This window comes from Streptomyces sp. NPDC088785, assembly GCF_044750685.1.
In the GTDB taxonomy this organism is placed as follows: domain Bacteria; phylum Actinomycetota; class Actinomycetes; order Streptomycetales; family Streptomycetaceae; genus Streptomyces.
The window spans coordinates 170,856-191,423 of sequence record NZ_JBIVKH010000006.1; the positions used below are offsets into that span (position 1 = coordinate 170,856).

At 74.2% G+C, this 20,568-nt stretch carries 18 protein-coding genes; 6 read left to right on the forward strand and 12 right to left on the reverse strand.

The genetic code is table 11. The annotated features are described in order from the left end of the window. Positions 1 to 50: 50 nt before the first annotated feature. Positions 51 to 962 carry a Gfo/Idh/MocA family protein gene (locus tag ACIP5K_RS19635; RefSeq protein ID WP_401411093.1) on the reverse strand — a complete coding sequence of 304 codons (912 nt, stop codon included), beginning with the start codon at positions 960 to 962 and terminating at the stop codon, positions 51 to 53. 170 nt (positions 963 to 1,132) lie between these two features. Between ACIP5K_RS19635 and ACIP5K_RS19640 the strand changes: the two genes are divergently transcribed. Both ACIP5K_RS19640 and ACIP5K_RS19645 read left to right on the forward strand, forming a co-directional pair. Further along, positions 1,133 to 2,608: an MFS transporter gene (locus ACIP5K_RS19640; RefSeq protein ID WP_401411095.1), complete on the forward strand. Its 1,476-nt coding sequence runs from the start codon at positions 1,133 to 1,135 to the stop codon at positions 2,606 to 2,608. A 4-nt stretch (positions 2,609 to 2,612) separates the two neighbouring features. Beyond that, positions 2,613 to 3,185, forward strand: a complete 573-nt coding sequence (locus ACIP5K_RS19645; protein WP_401411096.1) for a TetR family transcriptional regulator — start codon at positions 2,613 to 2,615, stop codon at positions 3,183 to 3,185. A gap of 13 nt (positions 3,186 to 3,198) precedes the next feature. On the opposite strand, the gene ACIP5K_RS19650 is transcribed toward ACIP5K_RS19645, so the two are convergent. The 8 genes from ACIP5K_RS19650 to ACIP5K_RS19685 form a co-directional block, all read right to left on the reverse strand. Then, complete coding sequence (locus tag ACIP5K_RS19650) at positions 3,199 to 5,076, reverse strand: DUF2264 domain-containing protein (protein WP_401411098.1); 1,878 nt, start codon at positions 5,074 to 5,076, stop codon at positions 3,199 to 3,201. Next, positions 5,073 to 6,053 (reverse strand): hydroxyacid dehydrogenase, encoded by a 981-nt coding sequence (locus ACIP5K_RS19655; RefSeq protein ID WP_401411362.1) that lies wholly within the window; start codon positions 6,051 to 6,053, stop codon positions 5,073 to 5,075. Before ACIP5K_RS19655 ends, ACIP5K_RS19650 begins: the two co-directional genes overlap by 4 nt. 23 nt (positions 6,054 to 6,076) lie before the next feature. Further along, positions 6,077 to 6,949 (reverse strand): carbohydrate ABC transporter permease, encoded by an 873-nt coding sequence (locus tag ACIP5K_RS19660; RefSeq protein ID WP_401411100.1) that lies wholly within the window; start codon positions 6,947 to 6,949, stop codon positions 6,077 to 6,079. Then, positions 6,946 to 7,929: a carbohydrate ABC transporter permease gene (locus tag ACIP5K_RS19665; protein ID WP_401411101.1), complete on the reverse strand. Its 984-nt coding sequence runs from the start codon at positions 7,927 to 7,929 to the stop codon at positions 6,946 to 6,948. The genes ACIP5K_RS19660 and ACIP5K_RS19665 overlap by 4 nt, the downstream gene beginning before the upstream one ends. Positions 7,930 to 7,960: 31 nt before the next feature. Then, positions 7,961 to 9,313, reverse strand: coding sequence for an ABC transporter substrate-binding protein (locus ACIP5K_RS19670; protein WP_401411103.1), 1,353 nt, complete (start codon positions 9,311 to 9,313; stop codon positions 7,961 to 7,963). A gap of 116 nt (positions 9,314 to 9,429) precedes the next feature. Continuing rightward, positions 9,430 to 10,557 (reverse strand): substrate-binding domain-containing protein, encoded by a 1,128-nt coding sequence (locus tag ACIP5K_RS19675; RefSeq protein ID WP_401411106.1) that lies wholly within the window; start codon positions 10,555 to 10,557, stop codon positions 9,430 to 9,432. 87 nt (positions 10,558 to 10,644) lie between these two features. Then, the gene (locus ACIP5K_RS19680; RefSeq protein WP_401411107.1) at positions 10,645 to 11,433 is read right to left on the reverse strand and encodes an arylamine N-acetyltransferase; all 789 of its coding nucleotides are present in this window, start codon (positions 11,431 to 11,433) and stop codon (positions 10,645 to 10,647) included. A gap of 43 nt (positions 11,434 to 11,476) precedes the next feature. Then, the gene (locus ACIP5K_RS19685; protein ID WP_401411109.1) at positions 11,477 to 11,734 is read right to left on the reverse strand and encodes a hypothetical protein; all 258 of its coding nucleotides are present in this window, start codon (positions 11,732 to 11,734) and stop codon (positions 11,477 to 11,479) included. 145 nt (positions 11,735 to 11,879) lie between these two features. Here ACIP5K_RS19685 and ACIP5K_RS19690 point away from each other — a divergent pair, with 145 nt between their 5' ends. Further along, positions 11,880 to 12,659, forward strand: a complete 780-nt coding sequence (locus tag ACIP5K_RS19690; protein ID WP_401411112.1) for an MgtC/SapB family protein — start codon at positions 11,880 to 11,882, stop codon at positions 12,657 to 12,659. 28 nt (positions 12,660 to 12,687) lie between these two features. Here ACIP5K_RS19690 and ACIP5K_RS19695 read toward each other — a convergent pair whose 3' ends face one another. From ACIP5K_RS19695 to ACIP5K_RS19705, 3 genes are all read right to left on the reverse strand, one after another. Then, positions 12,688 to 14,433 (reverse strand): ABC transporter ATP-binding protein, encoded by a 1,746-nt coding sequence (locus ACIP5K_RS19695; protein ID WP_401411114.1) that lies wholly within the window; start codon positions 14,431 to 14,433, stop codon positions 12,688 to 12,690. Continuing rightward, positions 14,430 to 16,319, reverse strand: a complete 1,890-nt coding sequence (locus ACIP5K_RS19700; protein WP_401411116.1) for an ABC transporter transmembrane domain-containing protein — start codon at positions 16,317 to 16,319, stop codon at positions 14,430 to 14,432. The genes ACIP5K_RS19695 and ACIP5K_RS19700 overlap by 4 nt, the downstream gene beginning before the upstream one ends. 83 nt (positions 16,320 to 16,402) lie before the next feature. Continuing rightward, a complete protein-coding gene (locus ACIP5K_RS19705; RefSeq protein ID WP_401411117.1) occupies positions 16,403 to 17,845 on the reverse strand; it encodes a cytochrome P450 in 1,443 nt (480 codons plus the stop codon). Between the two features lie 141 nt (positions 17,846 to 17,986). Between ACIP5K_RS19705 and ACIP5K_RS19710 the strand changes: the two genes are divergently transcribed. The 3 genes from ACIP5K_RS19710 (at position 17,987) to ACIP5K_RS19720 (ending at position 20,564) form a co-directional block, all read left to right on the forward strand. After that, a complete protein-coding gene (locus ACIP5K_RS19710) occupies positions 17,987 to 18,595 on the forward strand; it encodes a TetR/AcrR family transcriptional regulator (protein ID WP_401411119.1) in 609 nt (202 codons plus the stop codon). Positions 18,596 to 18,711: 116 nt separating this feature from the next. Then, positions 18,712 to 19,167 (forward strand): MarR family winged helix-turn-helix transcriptional regulator, encoded by a 456-nt coding sequence (locus ACIP5K_RS19715; protein ID WP_401411121.1) that lies wholly within the window; start codon positions 18,712 to 18,714, stop codon positions 19,165 to 19,167. Continuing rightward, the gene (locus ACIP5K_RS19720; RefSeq protein WP_401411123.1) at positions 19,164 to 20,564 is read left to right on the forward strand and encodes an MFS transporter; all 1,401 of its coding nucleotides are present in this window, start codon (positions 19,164 to 19,166) and stop codon (positions 20,562 to 20,564) included. Before ACIP5K_RS19715 ends, ACIP5K_RS19720 begins: the two co-directional genes overlap by 4 nt. Positions 20,565 to 20,568 lie beyond the last annotated feature (4 nt).

Sequence of the window (20,568 nt, forward strand, 5' to 3'; positions counted from 1 at the left end):
CGCCGCGGGGGGTGCCCACCGGCACGGCGTACCCCCCCGCCGGCGCCCGGTCAGGCGCCGGCCGGCGGCAGCGCGCGTTCGGCGGCGCTCAGGATCTCCGTGAGCCGCAGCCCGAACCGCACGTCGCACGGGGCGGGCACGCCGGTGCGCGCCGACTCCAGCAGGACGTCGATCGCCACGGCGAGCGACTCCCGCGCCTCACCCCGGCCGGACGGCATGACCGACACCCCCGCCGCGCCCCGCAGTTCGACCGTGACCCCGGCCGCGTCCGGGGGAGCGGTCAGGCTCAGCGCCGCGGTGCTCGACGCGCCGGAGTCGTGCCGCAGCAGCAGGTGCACCGTGTCACCGGGCCCGCGCCCGGCCGTCACCGACGTCACGTCACCCAGCAGCGGCAGCAGCACCGACAGGGCGTGCGGGCCCACGTCCCACAGCGCGCCCTTCTGCGCCCGCCACGGAGTCGTGGCCCGGATCCGCGCGTCGTCGCCCGGCGTGTACAGCGCCCCGTACCAGTCGGCGCGGCCCGTGAACCAGCCCTCCACGGCGGCCTGTCGCGCGATCCAGGCCGCCGTGTCGGGCGCGTAGCGCATCGTGCAGAACACCACCGACGCCACGCCCGCCGAGGCGACGGCGTCGACCACCGCGCGCGCCGCCGCCGGCTCCGTCGCGACGGGCTTGTCCAGCAGCAGATGGCAGCCCGCGGCGGCGGCCCGCGCCGCCAACGGCGCCTGGACGTCCGGCGGGACGGCGAACGCCACCGCGTCGCACGCCGTGAACAGGGCGTCCACGTCGTCGTACGCCGTCGAGCCGTGCGCGGCCGCGAGGTCGGCCGCCGCGTCGGGCCTGCGCCCCCACACGCCTACGAGTTCCGTGTTCCGGTGGTCCCGCAGGGCGGGGGCGTGGGTGCGGCCGGCCCAGGAGCCGGTGCCGACAAGTCCGCAGCGCAGGACGTCTGGTGTGGTCATTGCGGCAGTATCGCGCGGCCGGGGCGGTTTCCGCGCGGGACGCGGGGTGGCGACAGACGGGCACGGGGTGGTGAATACTGATTCACCTACCGGGTGAATGGACATTCACCCGCTCCGTCAGCCCGGCGCCGCCCCTCTCCCGCCGCGCCCGTGCACCCCGCAGGAGTCCCATGGACCAGGCCCCGATACCGACGCTGCCCGAGCCGGCCGTCCGCCCCCGCCTGCGGGACAGGCTCACCATCCCCGTCCTCGCCTTCGGCGGCATCCTCATGGCCGTCATGCAGACCGTCGTCGTCCCGCTCCTGCCCGACCTGCCGGAACTCACCGGGGCGTCCCCGTCCGCCGTCTCCTGGATGGTCACCGCGACCCTGCTCGCCGGCGCCGTCCTCACCCCCGTGCTCGGCCGGGCCGGCGACATGTACGGCAAACGACGCGTGCTGCTGATCGCCCTGGCCCTGATGACCGCGGGTTCCGTACTGTGCGCGCTGACCTCCGACATCCGCCTGCTCATCGCGGCCCGCGCCCTCCAGGGCGCCGCCGCGGCCGTCGTGCCGCTCTCCATCAGCATCCTGCGCGACGAACTCCCGCCGCACCGCACCGGATCCGCCGTCGCCCTGATGAGCTCCACCGTCGGCATCGGCGCCGCCCTCGGCCTGCCGCTCGCCACGCTCATCGTCCAGTACGCGAACTGGCACGTGATGTTCTGGGCGACCGCGGCCCTCGGCGCCCTCGGCCTCGCCGCCGCCTGGTGGGCCGTGCGCGAGTCCCCCGTCCGCAGCCCCGGCCGCTTCGACGTCCTCGGCACCCTCGGCCTCGCCACCGGGCTGGTCTGCCTGCTGCTCGGCGTCTCCCAGGGCGGCCAGTGGGGCTGGGGCAGCGCCCGGATCGCCGGGCTCTTCACCGGCGCCGTCGTGGTCCTCGCCCTGTGGGCGTGGCAGCAGCTGCGCGCCGCCCGCCCCCTGGTGGACCTGCGGCTCGCCGTCGGCCGCCGGGTCGGACTGCCGCACCTCGCCGCCCTGCTCACCGGATTCGCGTTCTACGCCAACTCGCTGGTCACCGCGCAGCTCGTCCAGGCGCCCGTGGAGACCGGCTACGGCCTAGGCCTGTCCATCGTGGCGACCGGCCTGTGCATGCTCCCCAGCGGCGTCTTCATGCTGTTCTTCTCCCCGGTGTCGGCCCGCATCTCCGCCTCCCGCGGCCCCCGCGTCACCCTCTCCATCGGCGGCGTCGTCCTCGCCCTCGGCTACGCGATCCGGGTCGTCGACAGCACCGACCTGTGGGTCGTCCTCGTCGGCGCCGCCGTCGTCTCCACCGGCACCACCCTGGCGTACTCCGCCCTGCCCACCCTGATCCTGCGCGCCGTCCCGTCCACCGCGACGGCCTCCGCCAACGGGGTCAACGTGCTGATGCGGACCATCGGCCAGGCCGTCTCCAGCGCCGCCGTCACCGCCATCCTCGTCCACCACACGATGCGGCTCGGCGACACCGACGTGTCGACCCTGCGCGGCTACCGGCTCGCCTTCGTCATGGCCGGAGCCGTCGCCCTGGTCGCCTCCGCCGTGTCCCTGTGCGTACCGTCCGACACGGGAACCGGGCGGACCGGCGCGGGCGCACCGGCCCCCCTGGCGACGGCGAAGGGAGCATGAGGCGATGACCACGGCACAACCCGCCGTCCGGCGCGACGCGGAGGTGAGCAAGGCCGCCATCGTGAAGGCCGCCCGGTACCTGCTGGCCCGGCACGCGCACGGCGACATCACGCTCAGGGCGATCGCCGAGCGGGCCGGGGTCAGCCCGCCGCTGATCCTCAAATACTTCGGGAACAAGGACGCCCTGTTCTCCGGCGTCATGGACTTCGAGGCCGACGTCGACCTGCTCCTCGACGCCCCCCTGGCGGATCTGGGCCGGCACATGGTGCGCTGCGTCCTGAGCGGCCAGTCGGAGCGCGGCGCCGACCCGATCCTGCGCATCGTGTTCGCCCCGCTGCACGGCGCGCAGGGCGACATCCTGCGCGCCAACTTCCGTACGCAGGTCAGCGAACGCCTCGCGGCCCGGCTGTCCGGCGCGGACGCCGCGCTGCGCGCGGAACTCGCCGTGTCGCTGCTGCTCGGCCTCGGCGTGATGTACGGGATCGCCCGCGGCCCGCACGTGCGGGCCGCGGAGATCGAGGCGGTCGTCGACCGTTACGCCCCGGCGGTGCAGGCCCAGCTGCGCCCGCCGGCGTGAGCCGCGCCGCGGTTCACCCGCACCGCACGGTCGGCGACGCGCCGAACGCGACCACGGTCTCGAACCCGTCGGCCCACCGCACGGTCAGCTCGTCGCCGGTGACCCGCGTGTCCGCCACGACGCCGTCGAGACCCTCGCCGGAGCCGGCGGCGCCGAGCAGCGCCAGCGCCGCGAACACCGCGGTCCCCTCGACCGGCGCCGACAGCCGGGGCACCCGCACCCAGGGCTCGTACGCCGTGCCCTCGGGCGCCCGGACCAGGTCCCGCCCGGCCCAGCCGTGCAGCCCGGCCAGCTCCGAGCGCAGGGCCTGCGTGGCCCAGCCGGTCAGCGACACCCGGGACCCGTGCGGCGCGCCGACGACCCGGTGCACCCGCAGCTCGTGGGCGCCCCGCGCCACGGTCACGCTCTCGACCCGCAGCCCCGGACACATCGGCGGCCCCGACACGAACGCGGGCCGGAACGAGGACGCCGCCCAGCCCCAGCCGGGGCCCTGCCCGGCACCGAGCGGACGCAGCCGCCGACGGACACTGGCGACCCCGTCGACCTCGACGGACAGATGGTTGTCGGCCACGTTCGTGAGCGAGGTCGGACCGGTGTGGGTGGAGTACGCCTGGCGGCCGTAGTGCGCGTCGTTCTGGGCGGCGACCTCGCCCTCGTGCGGCCGGACGTGGTCGCTGCCGTGGTTGTGCAGCCGCACGATGCCGTCGGCCCGCGTGGACTGCACCAGCAGGCCCGGTGCGGGCAGCGCGCGCACCTGGTCGGGGCCCTCGCTGGGCGAGGGCTCCTCCGGGGCCGTCCACAGCGGGTCGCCCTCCGGTGCGAGCAGCGCCACGAACCCCTTCGACGCCCAGTACGGCGACGCCGGGCCCGAGTAGGGCTGGAGGGTGGCGTCGTGCGTGCCGTGCCAGCCGAGGCTCAGCAGCCCCTCGCCGGTGACCGCGCCGCGCTCCAGGAAGTACCGCAGGTTGCCGCTGATGAGACGCCGCGACGCGCCCGGCGACAGCGGGGTGTGCCCGGTCACCGCGCCCGCCCCGACCGCCGCGGACGTCGCGAAGCGATAGGTGAGGGAGCGGCCGAAGTGGAGCGGGGCGCCGTCCCCGCCGAACATCAGGGAGAAGCCCTCCAGGTGCTCGCGCAACCGGGGGCCGAAGCGCGCCGACAGCGCGGCGTCGCCCGACAGGTGGGCGTGCAGCAGCGGATACAGATGCAGCGCCCAGCCGTTGTAGTGGTCGAAGGCCCGGCCGTCGCCGTCCGCGTACCAGCCGTCGCCCCGGTACCAGGTCTCCATGAGGTCCAGGGCGCGGTCGACGGCGCGGGCGGTCGCCGCGTCGCCGCGGCCGACCTCCTCCAGGAACGACGCCACCATGAAGGGGAAGAGGTACCAGTTGTTGGGCGCGGGCGTGTGGTCGATCGCGCCGCGCAGCCAGCGCTCGGCGCGGTCCTGCACGTCCCCGTCGAGCCGGTCCCACAGCCACGGCCGGGTCAGCTTCAGGCCGAGCGCCACGGACGCCGACTCGACCATCGGCTGGCCCTGCACGTGGTGGTCGAGGATCAGCGGCCAGGACTCCGCGTCGTCCCTGCCGGGGGTGCGGGTGCCCGCGGTCAGGCCCCCGGCGTACCGCTCCAGCCAGTTGTGCGGGTCCTTGCCGTCGGCGCCCGCGACCCGGAAACCGGCCGCGAGGAACGTCCGCGCGTACCCTTCGAGGCCGTCCGAGCGCACGCCGGACGCGGAGGGCCGGCCCGGCAGGTCGAGGAAGGCGCCCCCGGGGGTCGCCCAGCGCCAGGCGGCGCCGAGCAGCCCGTCCGCGACGGCCTCCCAGTGGGCGCGGGTGTAGCCGGTGAACGGGCTCAGCCCGCGGTTTTCCTCGGGCAGTTCGAACGGGATGGTCATGCCAGGAACGCCAGCCTCTCGCGTCGTACGGGATGGGCGAAACCGTCGCCCGCGGCCCACCGCGCCACCTCGGCGACGGCCGTGTCGGCCAGCCGCTCCCACTCGCTGCCCTGGGACCCGGCCAGGTGCGGAGTGATCAGGGCGTTCGGGCAGTCCCACAGCGGGTGCCCGGGGGGCAGCACCTCGGGGTCGGTCACGTCGAGCACCGCCCGCAGGCGGCCCGCGCGCACCGCGTCGGTGAGCGCGTCCTGGTCGACGACGGCGCCGCGCGCGGTGTTGATCAGGACGGCGTCCTGGCGCAGCGCGTCGAGCAGGGGGCGGCTGACGAGTCCGCGCGTGGCCGGCAGCAGCGGTGTGTGCACGCTCAGCACGTCGCTGCGGGTGAACAGCTCGGGCAGGTCGACCCAGGTGACGCCCAGCTCGGCGGCCTCGGCGGGGGAGACGTACGGGTCGTGCAGCAGCACGTCCAGGTCGAACGGCTTCAGCAGCTCGATGACCCGGCGCCCCACCAGGGACGCGGACAGGATGCCCACGGTGCGCCGGTAGTTGCCGACACGCTCGGTCGTGAGCAGCCAGTTGTCGCGGGCGCGGTGCGCGCGGAAGTCGCGGGCCCGCTCCAGGACGTGCTTGCCGTGCAGCAGGATCATCGCGAGCGTGTACTCGGCGACCGGCAGCGCGTTGGCCGCCGCCGCGGAGGACACCGCGATGCCGCGCTCCCAGCAGGCGTCGGTGACATGGCCGCGCACCGAACCGGCCGCGTGCACCACGGCCGCGAGCCGGGGCGCCCGGGCGAGCACGTCCGCGTCGAGCGCCGGGCAGCCCCAGCCGGTGACGAGGATCTCGGCGTCGGCCAGCACCTCCGTCGCGCGGGGCGTGGACAGGTCGGACAGGACGGGCAGCGGTGCGACGTCGGCGACCTCGGTGAGCGCGGCCAGCGACCGCGGCGTGAACACGGCCGCCGCGGCCTGGGGGGACATGGCCAGCGCCACGCGGGGCAGGGTCACTTGACCGCCCCCGCCGTCAGGCCGGCCTTCCAGAACCGCTGGAGGAGGATGAACGCGAGGACGAGGGGGAGCACCGCGAGGAGCGAGCCCATGATCACCACCGGGTAGTACTCGGGAGAGACGGTCGCCTGGCCGTTCCACTGGAACAGGCCCAGGCTGACGGGGTACAGATTCTGGTTGGACAGCATCACCATCGGCAGGAAGAAGTTGTTCCAGATCGCGGTGAGCTGGAAGAGGAAGACCGTGATCAGGCCGGGCCCGAGCATCCGCAGGGAGACCCGCGCGTACGTCGTCAGCTCGCCGGCGCCGTCGACGCGGGCCGCCTCCAGGACCTCGTTCGGCACGTACCCCTGGGAGAAGATGCGGCCCAGATAGACACCGAACGGGTTGAACAGGACGGGGATGAACACCGACCAGAAGGTGTTCACGACGCCGGTCTCGGACGCGATCAGGTACAGCGGCAGCGCGAGGACGGTCTGCGGCACCATCACCGCGGCGAGGACCAGCCCGAACAGCTTCTCCTTGTGCCGGAACTGGTACTTGTCGAAGGCGTACCCGCACGCGATGGAGATCATCGACCCGATGGCCGCGCCGAGCACCGCGTACAGCAGGCTGTTGCCGTACCAGCGGCCGTAGAGGCCGCCGTCCATCGCGAACAGGTCCTTGAGGTTCTGGATCAGCGAGAAGTCGCTGAGGGAGAAGATGCTGCTCTGGAAGAGCGCGTCCCGGGTCTTCGTCGAGGCCAGGACCAGCCACAGGGCGGGCAGCACGGTGTACATCACCGAGATCACCACGACGACGTTGACCACGGCCCGGCCGAGGAAGCGCGGGCGCAGCAGGGAGGTGCTGCTCGGTTGGGCGACACTCATCGGGCGTTCTCCTCTGCGGCCTCGACACGGTTGGTCCAGCGGGTGACGCCGTAGGACAGGGCGATCGTGATGATCAGCAGGATCACCGAGGCGGCCGCCGCGAGCGAGTAGTTGTTCCGGCTGAACGCCGCGTCGTAGATGTACATGCTCGGCGAGAAGCGGGCGCCGACCATCGCCGACGACTGGTGCAGCAGCGCCGGCTCGGTGAACAGCTGCAACGCCCAGATCAGGGTGAACATGGCGACCATGACGATCGAGGAGCGCACCAGCGGCGCCTTCACCTGGAGCGCCGTGCGCACCGGCCCGGCCCCGTCGACGACCGAGGCCTCCAGGACCTCGCGGGGGACGGCCTGGAGCGCCGCGTAGAAGACGACCATGTTGTAGCCGAGGTTGGACCACAGCGCGATGTTCACGATCGAGGGGAGCGTGGTGTGCAGGCCGAGGAAGTCGACGGTGATGTCGCCCTTGGCGAAGACCTCGATGATCGGGCTGATGCCGGGGGTGTACAGGTAGAGCCAGATCAGCGCGGCGATGATGCCGGGCACCGCGTGCGGCAGGAACAGGCCGAGCTGGGCCCAGGCCCGCAGCCGGACGACCCCCGAGTCCAGCAGCAGCGCCAGCGCGAGCGAGCCGACGACCATCAGCGGGATGTAGAGGAGGCAGTACAGGCCGACGGTGCCGAGCCCGGACAGGAACGACGGGTCGGTGAGCACGGCCGCGTAACTGCGCAGGCCCACGAAGACGGTGCGTTCCGGGCCGAAGCCGAGGCCCGGCTGGTCGTCGCTGAAGAAGCTCAGCCACACCGCCGTCCCCACCGGGATCAGGAAGACCAGGACGAGCAGGACGAAGAAGGGGGCCATCAGGACGCCCGCGGCGCCGCCTCGACGGCGGCCCGCCGTGCGCCGGGCCCGGCGCACGGAGTCGTCCTGGTCGCGCGGCGGCGCGGACGCCGTCGCGGGGGCATGGGTGGTCGCGGTCATGGGTGTCACCTGCCTTTCGGAGTGCGGGCGTTCACGTCGTGTGCTGGGTGGTGCGCAGGCCGAGCGCCTTCAGGTCGGGCATCGTGCCGTCCTCGGTCGCCCGCATCGACGACTCGAGGGTGCCGGAGCCGGCCGCGGCGCGGGTGAAGGCGTCCTGCATGACCTGGGCCGTCGCGGTCATCCGCGGGCCCCACACCCAGCCGTCGCGGATCTTGTGCGCCTCCTGCTCGAACAGGGCGTAGATGTCCTGGCCGCCGTAGTACTTACGGTCGAACGCGGCGCGGCCGACCGGGATCAGCTCGGACACGGCCGGGTACTGGCTGCTCGCGCCGCTGGACAGGCGGGCCTTGAGCGCGTCCGGGCTGGAGACCTGCCATTCGATGAACTCCATGGCCGCCTCGGGGTGCGCGCTGTCCTTGGTGATGGCGAACGTCGAGCCGCCGTTGGTGCCGAGGGCGGGCCGGTCCGGGTCCCACTGGGGCTGCGGGGCGATGCGCCACAGGCCCTTCTGGGCGGGGCGGGCGTTCATCTGCGCCCCCGCGTCCCAGGCGCCGCTGTGCCGGGTGAGGACCAGGTCATTGCCGATCTGGGCGTCGTTGACGCGGCTGTTGGGGTTGTTGGCGTAGACGAGGTCCTCGTCGATCAGCCGCTGCCAGTACGCGCTGACGCGCCGGGTGGGGGCGTCGGCCAGCGAGACGTTCCAGGCGCCCTTGGAGGTGTCGAACCACTGGGCGCCCGCCTGCCAGCACAGGCCGGCGAACAGGCCCATGTCGAGGGAGAAGATGCACACCCTGCGCTTGCCGCCGGTGCGGCGCACGGCACGGGCGAGGTCGGCGTACTCGTCCCAGGTGGTCGGCACGTCGAAGCCGTACTTGTCGAACAGGTCCTTGCGGTAGTGCAGGACGGTCGGCTCGACGTCGAGCGGCACGCTGTACGTACGGCCCTCGAACGTGGTCTGCCCGAGGGCCTGCGGCAGCAGCTTCCTGCGCAGGCCGTCGCTGATCAGCGAGGTGATGTCACGGGCCACGCCGTCGATCGCGTACCCCGGCACCTGCGGGTACTCGATGGTGGCGACGTCGGGTGCGTTCCCGGCCCGCGCGGCGTTGCTCAGCTTCAGATAGCCGCCGCCGTTGCCGGACGGTATCTGTTCGAAGCGGACCTGGATGTGGTCGTGGGTCCTGTTGAACTGGTCCACCACTTCCTGGCTGCCGCGCAACGCGGACCAGAAGGTGATGACGGTCGTGCCTTTGCTGCCTTTGGTACCGGTCTTGCTGCTGCTCTGCGACGACGCGCTGTTCGATCCGCTACAGGCGCCGAGGGCACCCGTCAGCGGCAGCGCGGTGATCGCGGCGAGCATGGATCGACGGCTCTGTCGACCAGGCATGGGCGCCTCCCGCGGCTCCTGCGTGTTCGAGTCACGGGAATCCTGATCGGCCGAGCGGTTTCGGTCAATAGATCGATCAGAAGAAAATGAAACGGTCAAACGCTCATCGGTGGGCGTCAGTTGGCCTCCGCCTCGGACGGGAGCGGGGGAGCGACCCGCTGCGTGGAGCCGCGCACCTTCAGATCGGGCATCACCTCCATCCGCCGGGCGGGCCCCGAGGACGCCCCCCGCTCCAGCCGGCGCAGCAGCAGCTCGGCCGCCGCCCGGCCGATCTCGGCCTTGGGCGGCGACACGGCCGTCAGCGGAGTGCTGCCGAGCCCCGCGACCACGTCGTCGTACGCGATCGCCGAACAGTCCTCCGGCACCCGCACCCCGCTGTCCCGCAACTTCTGTACGAGCATCAGCGCGTCGACGTCGCCGTGCAGCAGCGCCGCGGTGGCCCCCAACTCCGCGAGCAGGGACGGCAGATCGACGGCCTGCCCGGCGGCGGCCGCGTCCGGGTCGGGGACCGCCGAGGCCGAGCTGAGCGCGACGGCCCACCGGTCGATGCCCGGGTGCGCGGCGGCGATCCCGGCGAACGCGGAGCGCAGGGCGCGCGCGGTCGGGCTGTCGTCGCGCGCCGCCAGCACGACGCCCCGGTGTCCGAGGCCGGTGAGGTGGTCGAGCGCCAGGTGCACGCCGTACCAGTGGTCGGTGCACACGGTGTCGACGGCATGCAGCGCGCTGCCCGCCCGGGGCCGGCGCTCCATCAGGACGGTCGGCACGGACAGCCCGGCCAGCCAGGCGTAGTCGGCCTCCTCCGTGGCCCGGCTGCGCCAGCGCGGCGCGATCAGCAGGCCGCGCGCGCCGTCCGCCAACGCCCGCTCCACGATGGGCTGTTCGGCCCCCGCGGCGGGCGGCGCGATGTGCAGGCCGATCCGGATGCCGGCCTCCTCGAAGGTGGCCCGGGCGCCGTGCAGCATCTCGTACAGATAGGCGTGCCGCTCCGGGACCACCACGGCGACCGGACCGCCGTCCAGCGGCGGGTCGGCGGGCTGCGCGGTCTGCTCCGTCTCCGGCAGCATCGGGCGCGCGATCCCGTGCCCGCGGCGCAGGCTGCCCTCGCGGGCGAGCTCCTCCACGTCGCGGCGGATCGTCACCACCGACACCGCCAGCTCCGCGGCGAGATCACTCACCCGGGTCGCGCCGCGCGACTCCACCACGGCGAGGATCCGCCGCCGCCTCAGATCGACCGGTTCGCGCATGCTGATGGCCCCCTCGCCACTCGCTGTTCGTTTGAGCGTTTTTCTGAACGGTTCGGCGGCAGCATAACCAGCGGGGTGCGGGCGGGGTCAGTCCGCGGTGCGGTCGGGCTCGGGCGGAGGCGTGGCGAGGACGATGCCGAAGTGCTGCTCGTACGCGGCGAGGACGGCGGCGTCGGAGTCGAGGGTGCGCTGCGTGCGGCGCCCGGCGGCGGTCGTCGTGAGCGTGCGACCGCTCAAGGTGATCCGTCCGTCCCCGGTGGGGCGCGAGCAGACCAGGGACCGGGTGAAGTGCGAGGCGGGCGAGGACCGGTGGTACCAGGAGCCCCCCTCGAAGTCCCGCAGCTCGCGCGGGCGCGGGTCGAGCAGGTACTGCGCGGCGCCGTCCTGGAGCACGAGCAGATCGCCGTACGGGGCGTCCTCGATGCGGAAGACGCCGCCGGGGTCCCGCTGCTCGCCGCGCTCGTCGAACAGCAGGGGCTCGGCGATGAACGCGCCGAAGCCGACGTCCGCGAGCCGGTCCCCGCCGTCCGCCGTGCGCACGCGCAGCGCCATGTGGTCGAAGGGGATGCCGGGACGCCCGTCCTCGCCGATCACGCGCGCCTGCAACAAGGCCACCTCGAAGCCGAGGGCGCCGAGCAGCGCCGCGAACGCGCCGTTCAGTTCGTAGCAGAACCCGCCGCGGCGCCGGTCGACCACCTTGGCGACCAGCGCCGCCGGTGCGAGGACGACGTCCTCGTCCAGATGCACCGACAGGTTCTCGAACGGCACGGACCGCAGGTGCGCGTGGTGCAGCGCGCGCAGCGCCCCGGCGGTCGGCGCGGCGGGCCGCTCGGCCCCGATGCGGTGGAGGTAGGCGTCGACCCGGCTGTGATCCATCCGCCCAGTGTGGCGGACGGCCCCGCACGGCGCGGTCCCGAGGTCAAGGCGACGTGTCCTGCGGCCCCAGGTCGTAGATCCGCTCCAACAGCCACGCCTCGTTGCCCGCGAGGCCCGCGCGGAGCAGCGCCTCGTCCGCCTCGGCGATCGGCACGGCGAGGACCGAGGCGGTCGCCGGTGGCTCCGTGCCGGAGAGGGCGGCGCGCGCCGTGTGCAGCAGCCGCAGGCACGCCTGCGCCGCCGCCAGCTCCTGATGCTTCGTCGATCGGTCGTGTGTGTCGAGATTCCAGGTTCCCTGCATGACACCACTCTTGCGCACGGGTCTGACAATCCCCCGCCCCCGCTGCGGCGCTAGGCTCGTGAGCGGCGGACACGCCCGGCCAGGACGCGCCCCGCGGCCGCTCCGGCCGGCCCTCGGCAAGCCCCTGAGAAGGAGGAACGTACTCGTGTCATCGCACGCGCTGCCGCTGTTCGACCCCGCGGCGGGGCAAGGCGCCCGGCAGTTCGCCGAGTTGGGGCTCGCGCTCGTCCTGTCGACGCTGATCGGCGCCGAGCGCGCGGTCCAGCAGAAGAGCGCGGGCCTGCGCACGCACACCCTCGTCGGGGTGGGCAGCGCCCTGTTCATGGAGGTCTCGCAGCACGGCTTCAACTCCGTGCTGGGCCTGGACGGAGTGGCCCTCGACCCGTCGCGGGTCGCGGCGCAGATCGTGTCGGGCATCGGATTCATCGGCGGCGGCCTCATCTTCGTCCGGCGGGACGCCGTGCGCGGCCTGACCACCGCCGCGACCGTCTGGCTGACCTGCGCCATAGGGATGGCCTGCGGGGGCGGACTCCCGCTGCTGGCGGTCGCCGCGACGGCCTGTCACTTCCTCGTGGTGCGCGGCTATCCCTGGGTGAGCCGCCGGATCCCCGCCCTGGCCGCCGAGCGGCGCACCGGGCTGCATCTCGCGTACGAGGTGGGCAGCAGCGTGCTGACGCGCGTGCTGGAGGAGTGCACCGGCCGGGGCTTCCGGGTCCTGGAGGTCCGCACCGACCGCACCGACCGGCTGGACCGCACCGACCGGCTCGACCGCGCCGAGTGGGACGGCGGACCGGGGCGGCGCGGCACCATCGCCGTACGGATGGAGATCGAGGGCGCCGCCGAGGTGCCGGACCTGGTCGCGGTCCTGGCCGAGCTGGACGGGGTGCTCGACGTGGCGTCGCTGGAGAGCGCGGCGGACGAGTAGCGGCTTGCCGCGGGCCCGGGCCGGACGGTCAGGGCCGCCCGTGCCAGGACCGCCACAGCGCCGCGTACGCCCCGCCGGACGCGACGAGTTCGTCGTGCGGGCCGATCTCGGTGAGGCGGCCGTCCTCCATCACGGCGACCCGGTCGGCGTCGTGGGCCGTGTGCAGCCGGTGCGCCACCGCGATGACGGTCCGGCCGCGCAGGACGGCCGCGAGCGCGCGTTCGGTGTGCCGGGCGGCGGCCGGGTCGAGCAGCGCCGTCGCCTCGTCGAGGACGACGGTGTGCGGATCGGCGAGCACCACGCGGGCCAGCGCGAGCTGCTGCGCCCGTGGCCCGTCCAGGCGCAGCCCGGCCGCGCCGAGTTCGGTGTCCAGGCCCTGCGGCAGGGTGTCCGCCCAGTGGGCGCCCACCGCGGTGAGGGCGGCCGACAGCCGGGCGTCATCGGCGTCCGGCGCGGCGAGCCGCAGGTTGTCGCGGACGGAGCCGAGGAACACGTGGTGCTCCTGCGTGACGAGGGCGATGTGCCGGCGCAGCTGTTCGGGCCCGAGCGCGGTGACCGGCGCGCCGCCCACGGTGACCGACCCGGCGTGCGGCGCGTCGATCCCCGCGAGGAGCTTGCTCAGGGTGGTCTTGCCCGCCCCCGAGGGCCCGACCAGCGCCAGCCGTTCACCGGGCCGGACCGTCAGGTCGACGCCCCGCACCACCTCGCGCCCGCCCTCGTACGCGTACCGCACTCCGCGCAGTTCGACGGCCTCGCCCCGCGGCTCCACGGTGTCGGGCACCGGTGCCGCGGCGGCCCCGCCGACGCCCTCCACGCGGGCGAACGAGGCGCCGCTGCTCTGGAGTTGCTCCACCCACAGCAGGATCGCCTCCAGCGGCGCCGACAACTGGCGCAGGTACAGGGCGCAGGTGACGACCGCGCCGAGGCTCAGCACGCCGTGGGTGTGCAGGGTGCCGCCCACCAGCAGGACGGCGACGACCGGGAGCACGTAGGAGAAGTCCACCGAGGGGAGCAGCACGGAGCGCAGGTACAGGGTGTGCGTCCGGGTGCGGTGGCTGTGCGCGAGCGACCGCTCGGACGCCGCGACGCGCCGGTCGCGCAGGCCGAACGCCTCCACGGTGCGGGCTCCGGCCGCCGTCGCCGCGAACACCTCGGCCCGGTGCGAGTCGGCCTCGCCCTGGGCGAGGTACGCGGTGCGGGCCCGCCGCAGGTACCAGCGGACCGCGACGGGGACACCGGCGAGCGCGAGCAGCGCGACGGCGCCGAGCGACGGCGCGACCACCCACACCGCGCCCGTCAGGAACAGGGCCTGGGCGAGCGACACGGACACCTCGGGCCCCGCGTCCCGCAGCGTCGTCGCGACGGTCGCGATGTCCTCCGTGCCGCGGTTGGTGAGGTCGCCGGGCCCCACCCGGTCCACCACGGAGGCGGGCAGTCCCAGCGCCCGCTCGACGAACCGGTCCCGGATCCGGGCCGCCGCCCGCTCCCCGAAGCGGTGCCCCACCAGGCGGGCCCAGCGGGCGCACAGCAGTTGTGCCACGGCGCAGCAGAGGATCGCGAGCGCCACCCGGTCGACGTGCGCCACCGTGGTGCCCGCGCGCACGTCGTCGATGATCCGGCCGAGCAGGTACGGGCCCGCGGTTCCGGCCCCGGCGGCGAGACAGTTCAGCAGCACGAGACCGCCGAAGGCGCCGCGGTCGGCCCGGATCAGGCCGAGAGCGGCGCGGCGCACGGCGGCGGGGCCGGCCACGGGGAGCGGGGGAGGGGTACTCACGCGTCGCCTCCTCGAACGGGAACGTCCGTGTCGTCACGCGGGTGGCCACGCGGGTCGTCCTGCGCGTCGTGGTGCGGGTGTTGGCGCGGGTCGGGATGCCGGCCGTCCCGCGCGCCGTCGGGGGTTTCCGCCGCGGGACCCTCCTCCCCGGCGCCGCGCGCCACCAGCGCGCGATAGGCGTCGTCCCGGGCGAGCAGGTCGCGATGGCGGCCCTCGGACCTGACCGTCCCGTCGACGAGGAAGCACACCACGTCCGCCCGGTCGAGCAGCAGCGGGGAGGTGCCGGTGAGCAGGGTGGTGCGGCCCTGCCGGGCGGAGCGCAGCCGCGCGGCGACCCTGGCCTCCGTGTGCGCGTCCAGCGCGGACGTGGGTTCGACGGCGAGCAGCACCTCCGGATCGGCCAGCACCGCCCGCGCCAGCCGGATGCGCTGGCGCTGGCCGCCCGACAGGTTGCGGCCCTGGGCGAGCAGTTCGGCGTGCACGCCGCCGGGGAGTCCCGCGACGACGTCGTCGGCGGCCGCCGCGTGCAGCGCGCGCGTGATCGCGGCGTCGTCCGGTGCGTGGCGTCCCGCGACGCCCTCCCGGACCGTGCCGGAGAACAGGTCCGCCTCGGCGTCGGCCACGAGCACCCGGCGCCGCACCTCCGCCAACTCGACGGTGTCCAGCGGGAGGCCGCCCCAGGTGGCCGTCGACGGCACGAACCGGCCGAGCCGGTCCACGACCGTCGCCGCGTCGGCGGGCCGCGCCGCCACCAGGACCGTCAGCCGGCCCGGCGCCACCCGCACACCGGAGACCGGATCGTGCAGCGGCGCACCGGGCGGCGGCCCGGCGACGGGGGAGCGGTGCCCGGGCGTGTGCGGCGCGAGCGCCAGGAAGCCGAGCACCCGGCGCGTGGCCACCAGCCCGCGCCCCAGGTCGTAGCCGCCCTCGATGAAGAACTGCACCGGGATCACCAGCATGGCCACATAGCCGTAGACGGCGACCAGTTGGCCGACGGAGATCTCGCCGCGCGCCGCCATCCGCGCGCCGAGCCAGGTGACGCAGGCGAGGAAGACCGCGGGCAGGCCGACGGCCAGGGCCTGGATCCAGCTGCTCACGCGGGCCACCCGGTAGCCCTCGTCGCGCAGCAGGACGGTGTCCCGGTGGATCCGGCGCGCGTACACGTCCTTCCCGCCCAGGCCGCCGAGGACGGACAGCCCGCCCACGAGGTCGGCGAGCCGGGCCGCCAGCACGCCCTGCCGCTCGCGGTATCCGGACTCGGCGCCCTGGAGACGGGTCAGCAACGGTCCCAGGCAGCAGGCGATCAGTGGCACGCCGAGCAGGATCACCAGCGCGAGCAGCCCCGATATGGACAGCAGCAGCGCGGCCACCACCACGTACGCGACGACCGCGCCGACCCCCGGTCCGGCCATGGTCAGCGTCTGGCTGATCCGGGCGACGTCGCCGACGCCGAGGGTGACCACCTCGCCCGCCGCGACCCGGCGCGGCAGCACCGCGCCGAGGACGGTCGCGTGCCGGGTCACCAGCCGCGTCGTGCGGAACGTCGCGTCGAGCCGGAGCCGGGTCATGGTGCGGTGCCGCATGATCGCCAGCCAGGCGGTGACCGCGCCGACCGCGAGGAGCACCCCGCACCAGCCGTACAGCCCGGCGGAGTCGCGGACCAGCAGCCCGTCGTCGATCGCCCGCGACAGGACGTACGGGGGCAGGGTCAGCGCCACCATCCAGGCGCTGCCGAGCAGGGCGCCCGCCGCGACCCGGCCGGGCTGGCACACCACCAGCCACCACAGGTAGCGCACGGGGCCGCGCAGATCGGGCGCGCCGGGATCGCCGCCGAAGGGGGCCTCGTCCGCGCCGACGGGGCCCGGATGCGTGTCAGGGGCACTCATGTGCGCACCCTATGGCGGACAGACGGGCGCGTGAGGGGGAGGGGCGTCCGGCCCGGCGGCGGGGGACGGCGGCGGCGATCCGGCTACCGGCGCGTCAGGTTCAGCCGGAGGTCCTGTGGCATCAGCGTCAGCCGCTCCGTCACCTTCAGCCGGTAGCCGGGCTCGGGCCGCAGGCCGTAGCGGCGCAGCAGCAGGCCGAGCACCAAGGTGGCCTCGTGCAGCGCGAACTGGCGTCCGATACAGGCCCGGGCGCCCGTCCCGAACGGCTTGAAGACGTGCCCGGGGCGGGCCCGCACCGCCTGGGGCAGGAACCGGTCCGGGTCGAAGGACTCGGGATCGTCGCCCCACGCCGCCGGGTCGCGGTGCAGCATCGTCGTCAGGACCAGCGCCCAGGCGCCGCGCCGCATGGGGTGGCGCCCGCCCAGCGTCGTGTCGGCGACCGCCTCGCGCGCGAACGCCGGGGCCGTCGGCCACAGCCGCAGCGACTCGTCCAGCACCCGGCGCAGGTAGCGCAGTTTGGCGACCTGCTCGTACGCGGGCACCTCGACGTCGCCCCAGACCCGGTCGACCTCCTCCTGCGCCTTCGCCAGCACCGCGCGGTTCTGCGCGAGGTAGTGCAGGGCGAAGGAGAGGGCGCCCGACGTCGTCTCGTGCCCGGCCACCAGGAACGTGATGACCTGCCGGCGGATGTTCTCGGGCGCCAGCCGCTCACCGGTCTCCGGGTGCGCCACCTCCAGCATCCGGTCGAGCAGATCGCCCGGTCCGCCGCCGGCGGCGCGGCGCGCGGCGATCACGTCGTCCACGGTGCGGTTGAGGTAGTCGCGGTCCGCCGCGTTGCGCTTCTCGGCGCCGCGCAGCAGCGACGCCAGCACGGGCGGCACCACGTTGCGCCGCTGTGCGAACGACAGCGCGCCCACCATCGCCGTCACGAACGGGTGCAGCCGCTCCCGCTCGAAGGACTGGAAGTCGTGCCCGAACCCGGTGCGCGAGATGGTCTCCAGGGTCAGCTTGGTCATGTCGCCGGGGACGTCGACCGGGCGGCCCGCGGCCTCGCTCGCGTCCCACGCGGCCGTCAGCTGCCCGGCCACGTCGAGCATCAGCGGGTGGTAGCCCTCCATCGCCTCCCGGCTGAACCCGGGCGCCAGAATGTCGTGCGCCAACTGCCAGTTGGGCTCGTGGTTGTACGCGGTGAACAGGCCGTCCCCGGCGACCGGGCGCAGATTGGCGACGCCCAGCCCGACGTGCTTGGCGAACCGCGACTCGTCCGCCAGCTCCGCGGCGAGGCCGGCACCCCACACGAACACGATCTCCTTGCCGAACGCCTTGCGCCGGAAGATCGGCCCGAGCTCCGCGGCGATCTTCATGGAGTCCTGCAACGGCGTCCGGACGTCGGCGCCCAGGACATCGCCGATCAGCGGCACCCGGCGCGGCGGGTGCGGGATCCGGTCCAGGCGTGGCCAGCCCTGCTCGGCACTGCGAAAGCCCCGCGGCAGCGTGGCGCCGGCCGCCTGTGTCATCTGAGCCATCGAGCCCATCCCCCCTGCGCCGCCGGTGGAGGCGAGCCCCGGAGGCAGCTTGTTAGACGTGGATTCAATAATGCGCCTCAGTGTGCGGCTGTTATTGAACTCACGTCAAGTAAGGCGGTGTTCGTCCAGTAGGGTGCGGCCATGGCGGCAGAGCGGACGACCCGGCGCAGGATGAGCACGGAGCAGCGCAGGGAGCAACTCCTCTCCGTGGGTGCCGCGTTGTTCGCGCAGAGCCCGTACGACGACGTGTGGATCGAGCGGGTGGCCGAGATCGCGGGCGTCTCCCGCGGGCTCCTCTACCACTACTTTCCGAACAAACGGGACTTCTTCTCCGCCGTCGTGCGCCGCGAGAGCGAGCGGATGCTGCGGCTCACCGCCGCCGTGCCCGGCATCCCGGTGCGCGAGCAGCTCGGCGCGGGCCTCGACACCTTCCTCGGGTACGTCGCCGCGCACGCCGAGGGGTTCCGCGCCTTCCACCGGGCCGAGTCCGCGGGCGACCCCACCGTGCGCACGGTCTACCGCGACGGGCTCGCCGCGCAGGAGGAGCAGATCCTGGCGGCCCTCGCCGCCGACCCCGAGATCACCGGCCGGCTCCCGGAACCGGCGGCGCTGCGGCTGGCCGTGCGCGGCTGGCTCGCCTTCCTCGTCGCCGTCTGCCTGCACTGGCTCGACGAACCGGAACTCACCCGCGCGCAGATCCGGGACCTGTGCGCGCGGGCCCTCCTGGGCGCGATCACCGGTCAGCCCTGACGCGGCGGCGGCTCGGGGCCGTCGGCGGGTCACGGAGGTAGGCGGGCGGTACGACGTCCGGCGTAGATCGTAAGGAAAACTTGCAAGGCTTCCTGTCTATCTCCTACGGTGGAGCCATGCCAGGAACGCAGGGACCCGCAGCACCCGAACCGCCCAGCGAGCGCGTCGCCGCCGACCTCGCCACCGTCGTCGGCCGGTTCTCGCGGCGGCTGCGCAGCGCGTCGCCGGACAGCCTGCTCACCCCCACCCAGCGCACCGTGCTGGCCCGCCTCCACACGGAGGGCCCCGCCACGACGGCGGCGCTCGCCCGGTCCGAGTACGTGAAGCCGCAGTCGATGCGCCTGACCCTCGGCGCCCTGGAGGAGCGCGGCTTCGTCGCCCGCACCCCGGACCCGCACGACGGGCGGCAGTCGGTCGTCTCCATCACCGACAGCGGCCGCGCCACCCTCGACGCCGTCCGCGCCGCCAAGCACGGCTGGCTCGCCCAGGCCCTCGACGACGAGTTCGACCCCGCCGAGCGCCGCCTCATCGCCGAGGCGACGGTGCTGCTCGGACGGCTCGTCGAGCGGTGAGCGGCGACCTGACCGAGACGGTCGCCACCGCACCGGCCCCCACCGCCGGCGGCTTCCGGGGCCGGCTCACCGCGCCCCTGCTGCTGGGCTCGGTCCTCAACCCGCTCAACACCACGATGATCTCCACCGGTCTGGTGGCGATCGGACACCACTTCGGCGTGGGCGCCGCCGACACCGCCTGGCTCATCTCCGTGCTCTACCTCGCCAGCGCCGTCGCCCAGCCGGTGCTCGGCAAGCTCGCCGACGCGCTCGGCCCGCGCCGGGTCTTCCTCACCGGCCTCGTCGTGGTCTGTGCCTCGGGCCTCGTGGGCATGTTCGCCTCCGCCTTCGGCTGGCTCGTCGTCTCCCGGCTGCTCCTCGGCATCGGCACCTCCGCCGCCTACCCGGCCGCCATGGCCGTCCTGCGCGACGAGGGCCGCCGGGTCGGCCGCCGCCCGCCGCGCCCCGTCATGGCCCGGCTCTCCTTCGCGGCGCTCGGCAGCGCCGCCGTCGGCCCCACCCTCGGCGGGCTCCTCGTCACCGTCGTCGGCTGGCGCGGCATCTTCGCGGTGAACGTGCCGGTGTCCGTCATCGCGTTCTGCTGCGCCGTCCTGTGGATCCCGGCCGACCCGCCGCGCGGGACGCCCGGCGAACCCGCCCCGAGGCTCGCCCTCGACCCGCTCGGCATCGGCCTGTTCTCCACGGCACTGACCGTCCTGGTCTTCTTCCTCCTCGACCTGTCCCACCCCCTGTGGTGGCTGCTCGCACCGTTCGCCGTGCTCACCGCCGCCCTGCTGTGGTGGCAACTGCGCTGCCGCACGCCCTTCATCGACGTACGCATGCTCGCCGGGAACGGCCCCCTCGCCCGCACCTACCTCCGCCACGGGCTGAGCTACCTGCTCATCTACTGCGTCATGTACGGCTTCACCCAATGGCTCGAAGAGGGCCGCGGCTACTCCTCCGGGCACACCGGGCTGCTGATGCTCCCCATGTCGCTCGCCGCCCTGGTCTGCTCGCTGGTCGGCGCCCGCACCAAGGGGATCCGGGCCCCGCTGATCGTCGCCAGTGCGCTGCTGACCGGGGGAGCGGCGCTGCTCGCGCTCGTCTCCGGCTCCACCCCGCTGGCCGTCCTGCTCCTCGCGGGCGCCTGCTTCGGCATCCCCCAGGGCCTCATCGGCACCAGCAACCAGGCGGCCGTCCAGGAGTACGCGCCCGCCGCCGACATCGGCGCCGCGGCGGGCCTGCAACGCACCGCCCAGTACATCGGCGCCATCACCGCGTCGAGCCTGATCGCCCTCGCCTACGGACAGCGTGCCGACGACGCGGGACTGCACCTGATGGCCACCGTCTCGGCCGTGCTCGGCGTCCTGCTCGTCGCCCTGACGGTGACGGACCGGGCGCTGCGCAGGGAACGCTGAACCC

What these genes read in the sequence shown, in the direction of transcription:
- ACIP5K_RS19670 (WP_401411103.1), bottom strand. Translation starts at nt 9,313, where the DNA reads ATGCCTGGTCGACAGAGCCGTCGATCCATGCTCGCCGCGATCACCGCG.
- ACIP5K_RS19650 (WP_401411098.1), bottom strand. Translation starts at nt 5,076, where the DNA reads ATGACCATCCCGTTCGAACTGCCCGAGGAAAACCGCGGGCTGAGCCCG.
- ACIP5K_RS19675 (WP_401411106.1), bottom strand. Translation starts at nt 10,557, where the DNA reads ATGCGCGAACCGGTCGATCTGAGGCGGCGGCGGATCCTCGCCGTGGTG.
- ACIP5K_RS19655 (WP_401411362.1), bottom strand. Translation starts at nt 6,053, where the DNA reads ATGTCCCCCCAGGCCGCGGCGGCCGTGTTCACGCCGCGGTCGCTGGCC.
- ACIP5K_RS19665 (WP_401411101.1), bottom strand. Translation starts at nt 7,929, where the DNA reads ATGACCGCGACCACCCATGCCCCCGCGACGGCGTCCGCGCCGCCGCGC.
- ACIP5K_RS19660 (WP_401411100.1), bottom strand. Translation starts at nt 6,949, where the DNA reads ATGAGTGTCGCCCAACCGAGCAGCACCTCCCTGCTGCGCCCGCGCTTC.
- ACIP5K_RS19705 (WP_401411117.1), bottom strand. Translation starts at nt 17,845, where the DNA reads ATGGCTCAGATGACACAGGCGGCCGGCGCCACGCTGCCGCGGGGCTTT.
- ACIP5K_RS19680 (WP_401411107.1), bottom strand. Translation starts at nt 11,433, where the DNA reads ATGGATCACAGCCGGGTCGACGCCTACCTCCACCGCATCGGGGCCGAG.
- ACIP5K_RS19635 (WP_401411093.1), bottom strand. Translation starts at nt 962, where the DNA reads ATGACCACACCAGACGTCCTGCGCTGCGGACTTGTCGGCACCGGCTCC.
- ACIP5K_RS19715 (WP_401411121.1), top strand. Translation starts at nt 18,712, where the DNA reads ATGCCAGGAACGCAGGGACCCGCAGCACCCGAACCGCCCAGCGAGCGC.
- ACIP5K_RS19710 (WP_401411119.1), top strand. Translation starts at nt 17,987, where the DNA reads ATGGCGGCAGAGCGGACGACCCGGCGCAGGATGAGCACGGAGCAGCGC.
- ACIP5K_RS19640 (WP_401411095.1), top strand. Translation starts at nt 1,133, where the DNA reads ATGGACCAGGCCCCGATACCGACGCTGCCCGAGCCGGCCGTCCGCCCC.
- ACIP5K_RS19700 (WP_401411116.1), bottom strand. Translation starts at nt 16,319, where the DNA reads ATGAGTGCCCCTGACACGCATCCGGGCCCCGTCGGCGCGGACGAGGCC.
- ACIP5K_RS19685 (WP_401411109.1), bottom strand. Translation starts at nt 11,734, where the DNA reads ATGCAGGGAACCTGGAATCTCGACACACACGACCGATCGACGAAGCAT.
- ACIP5K_RS19645 (WP_401411096.1), top strand. Translation starts at nt 2,613, where the DNA reads ATGACCACGGCACAACCCGCCGTCCGGCGCGACGCGGAGGTGAGCAAG.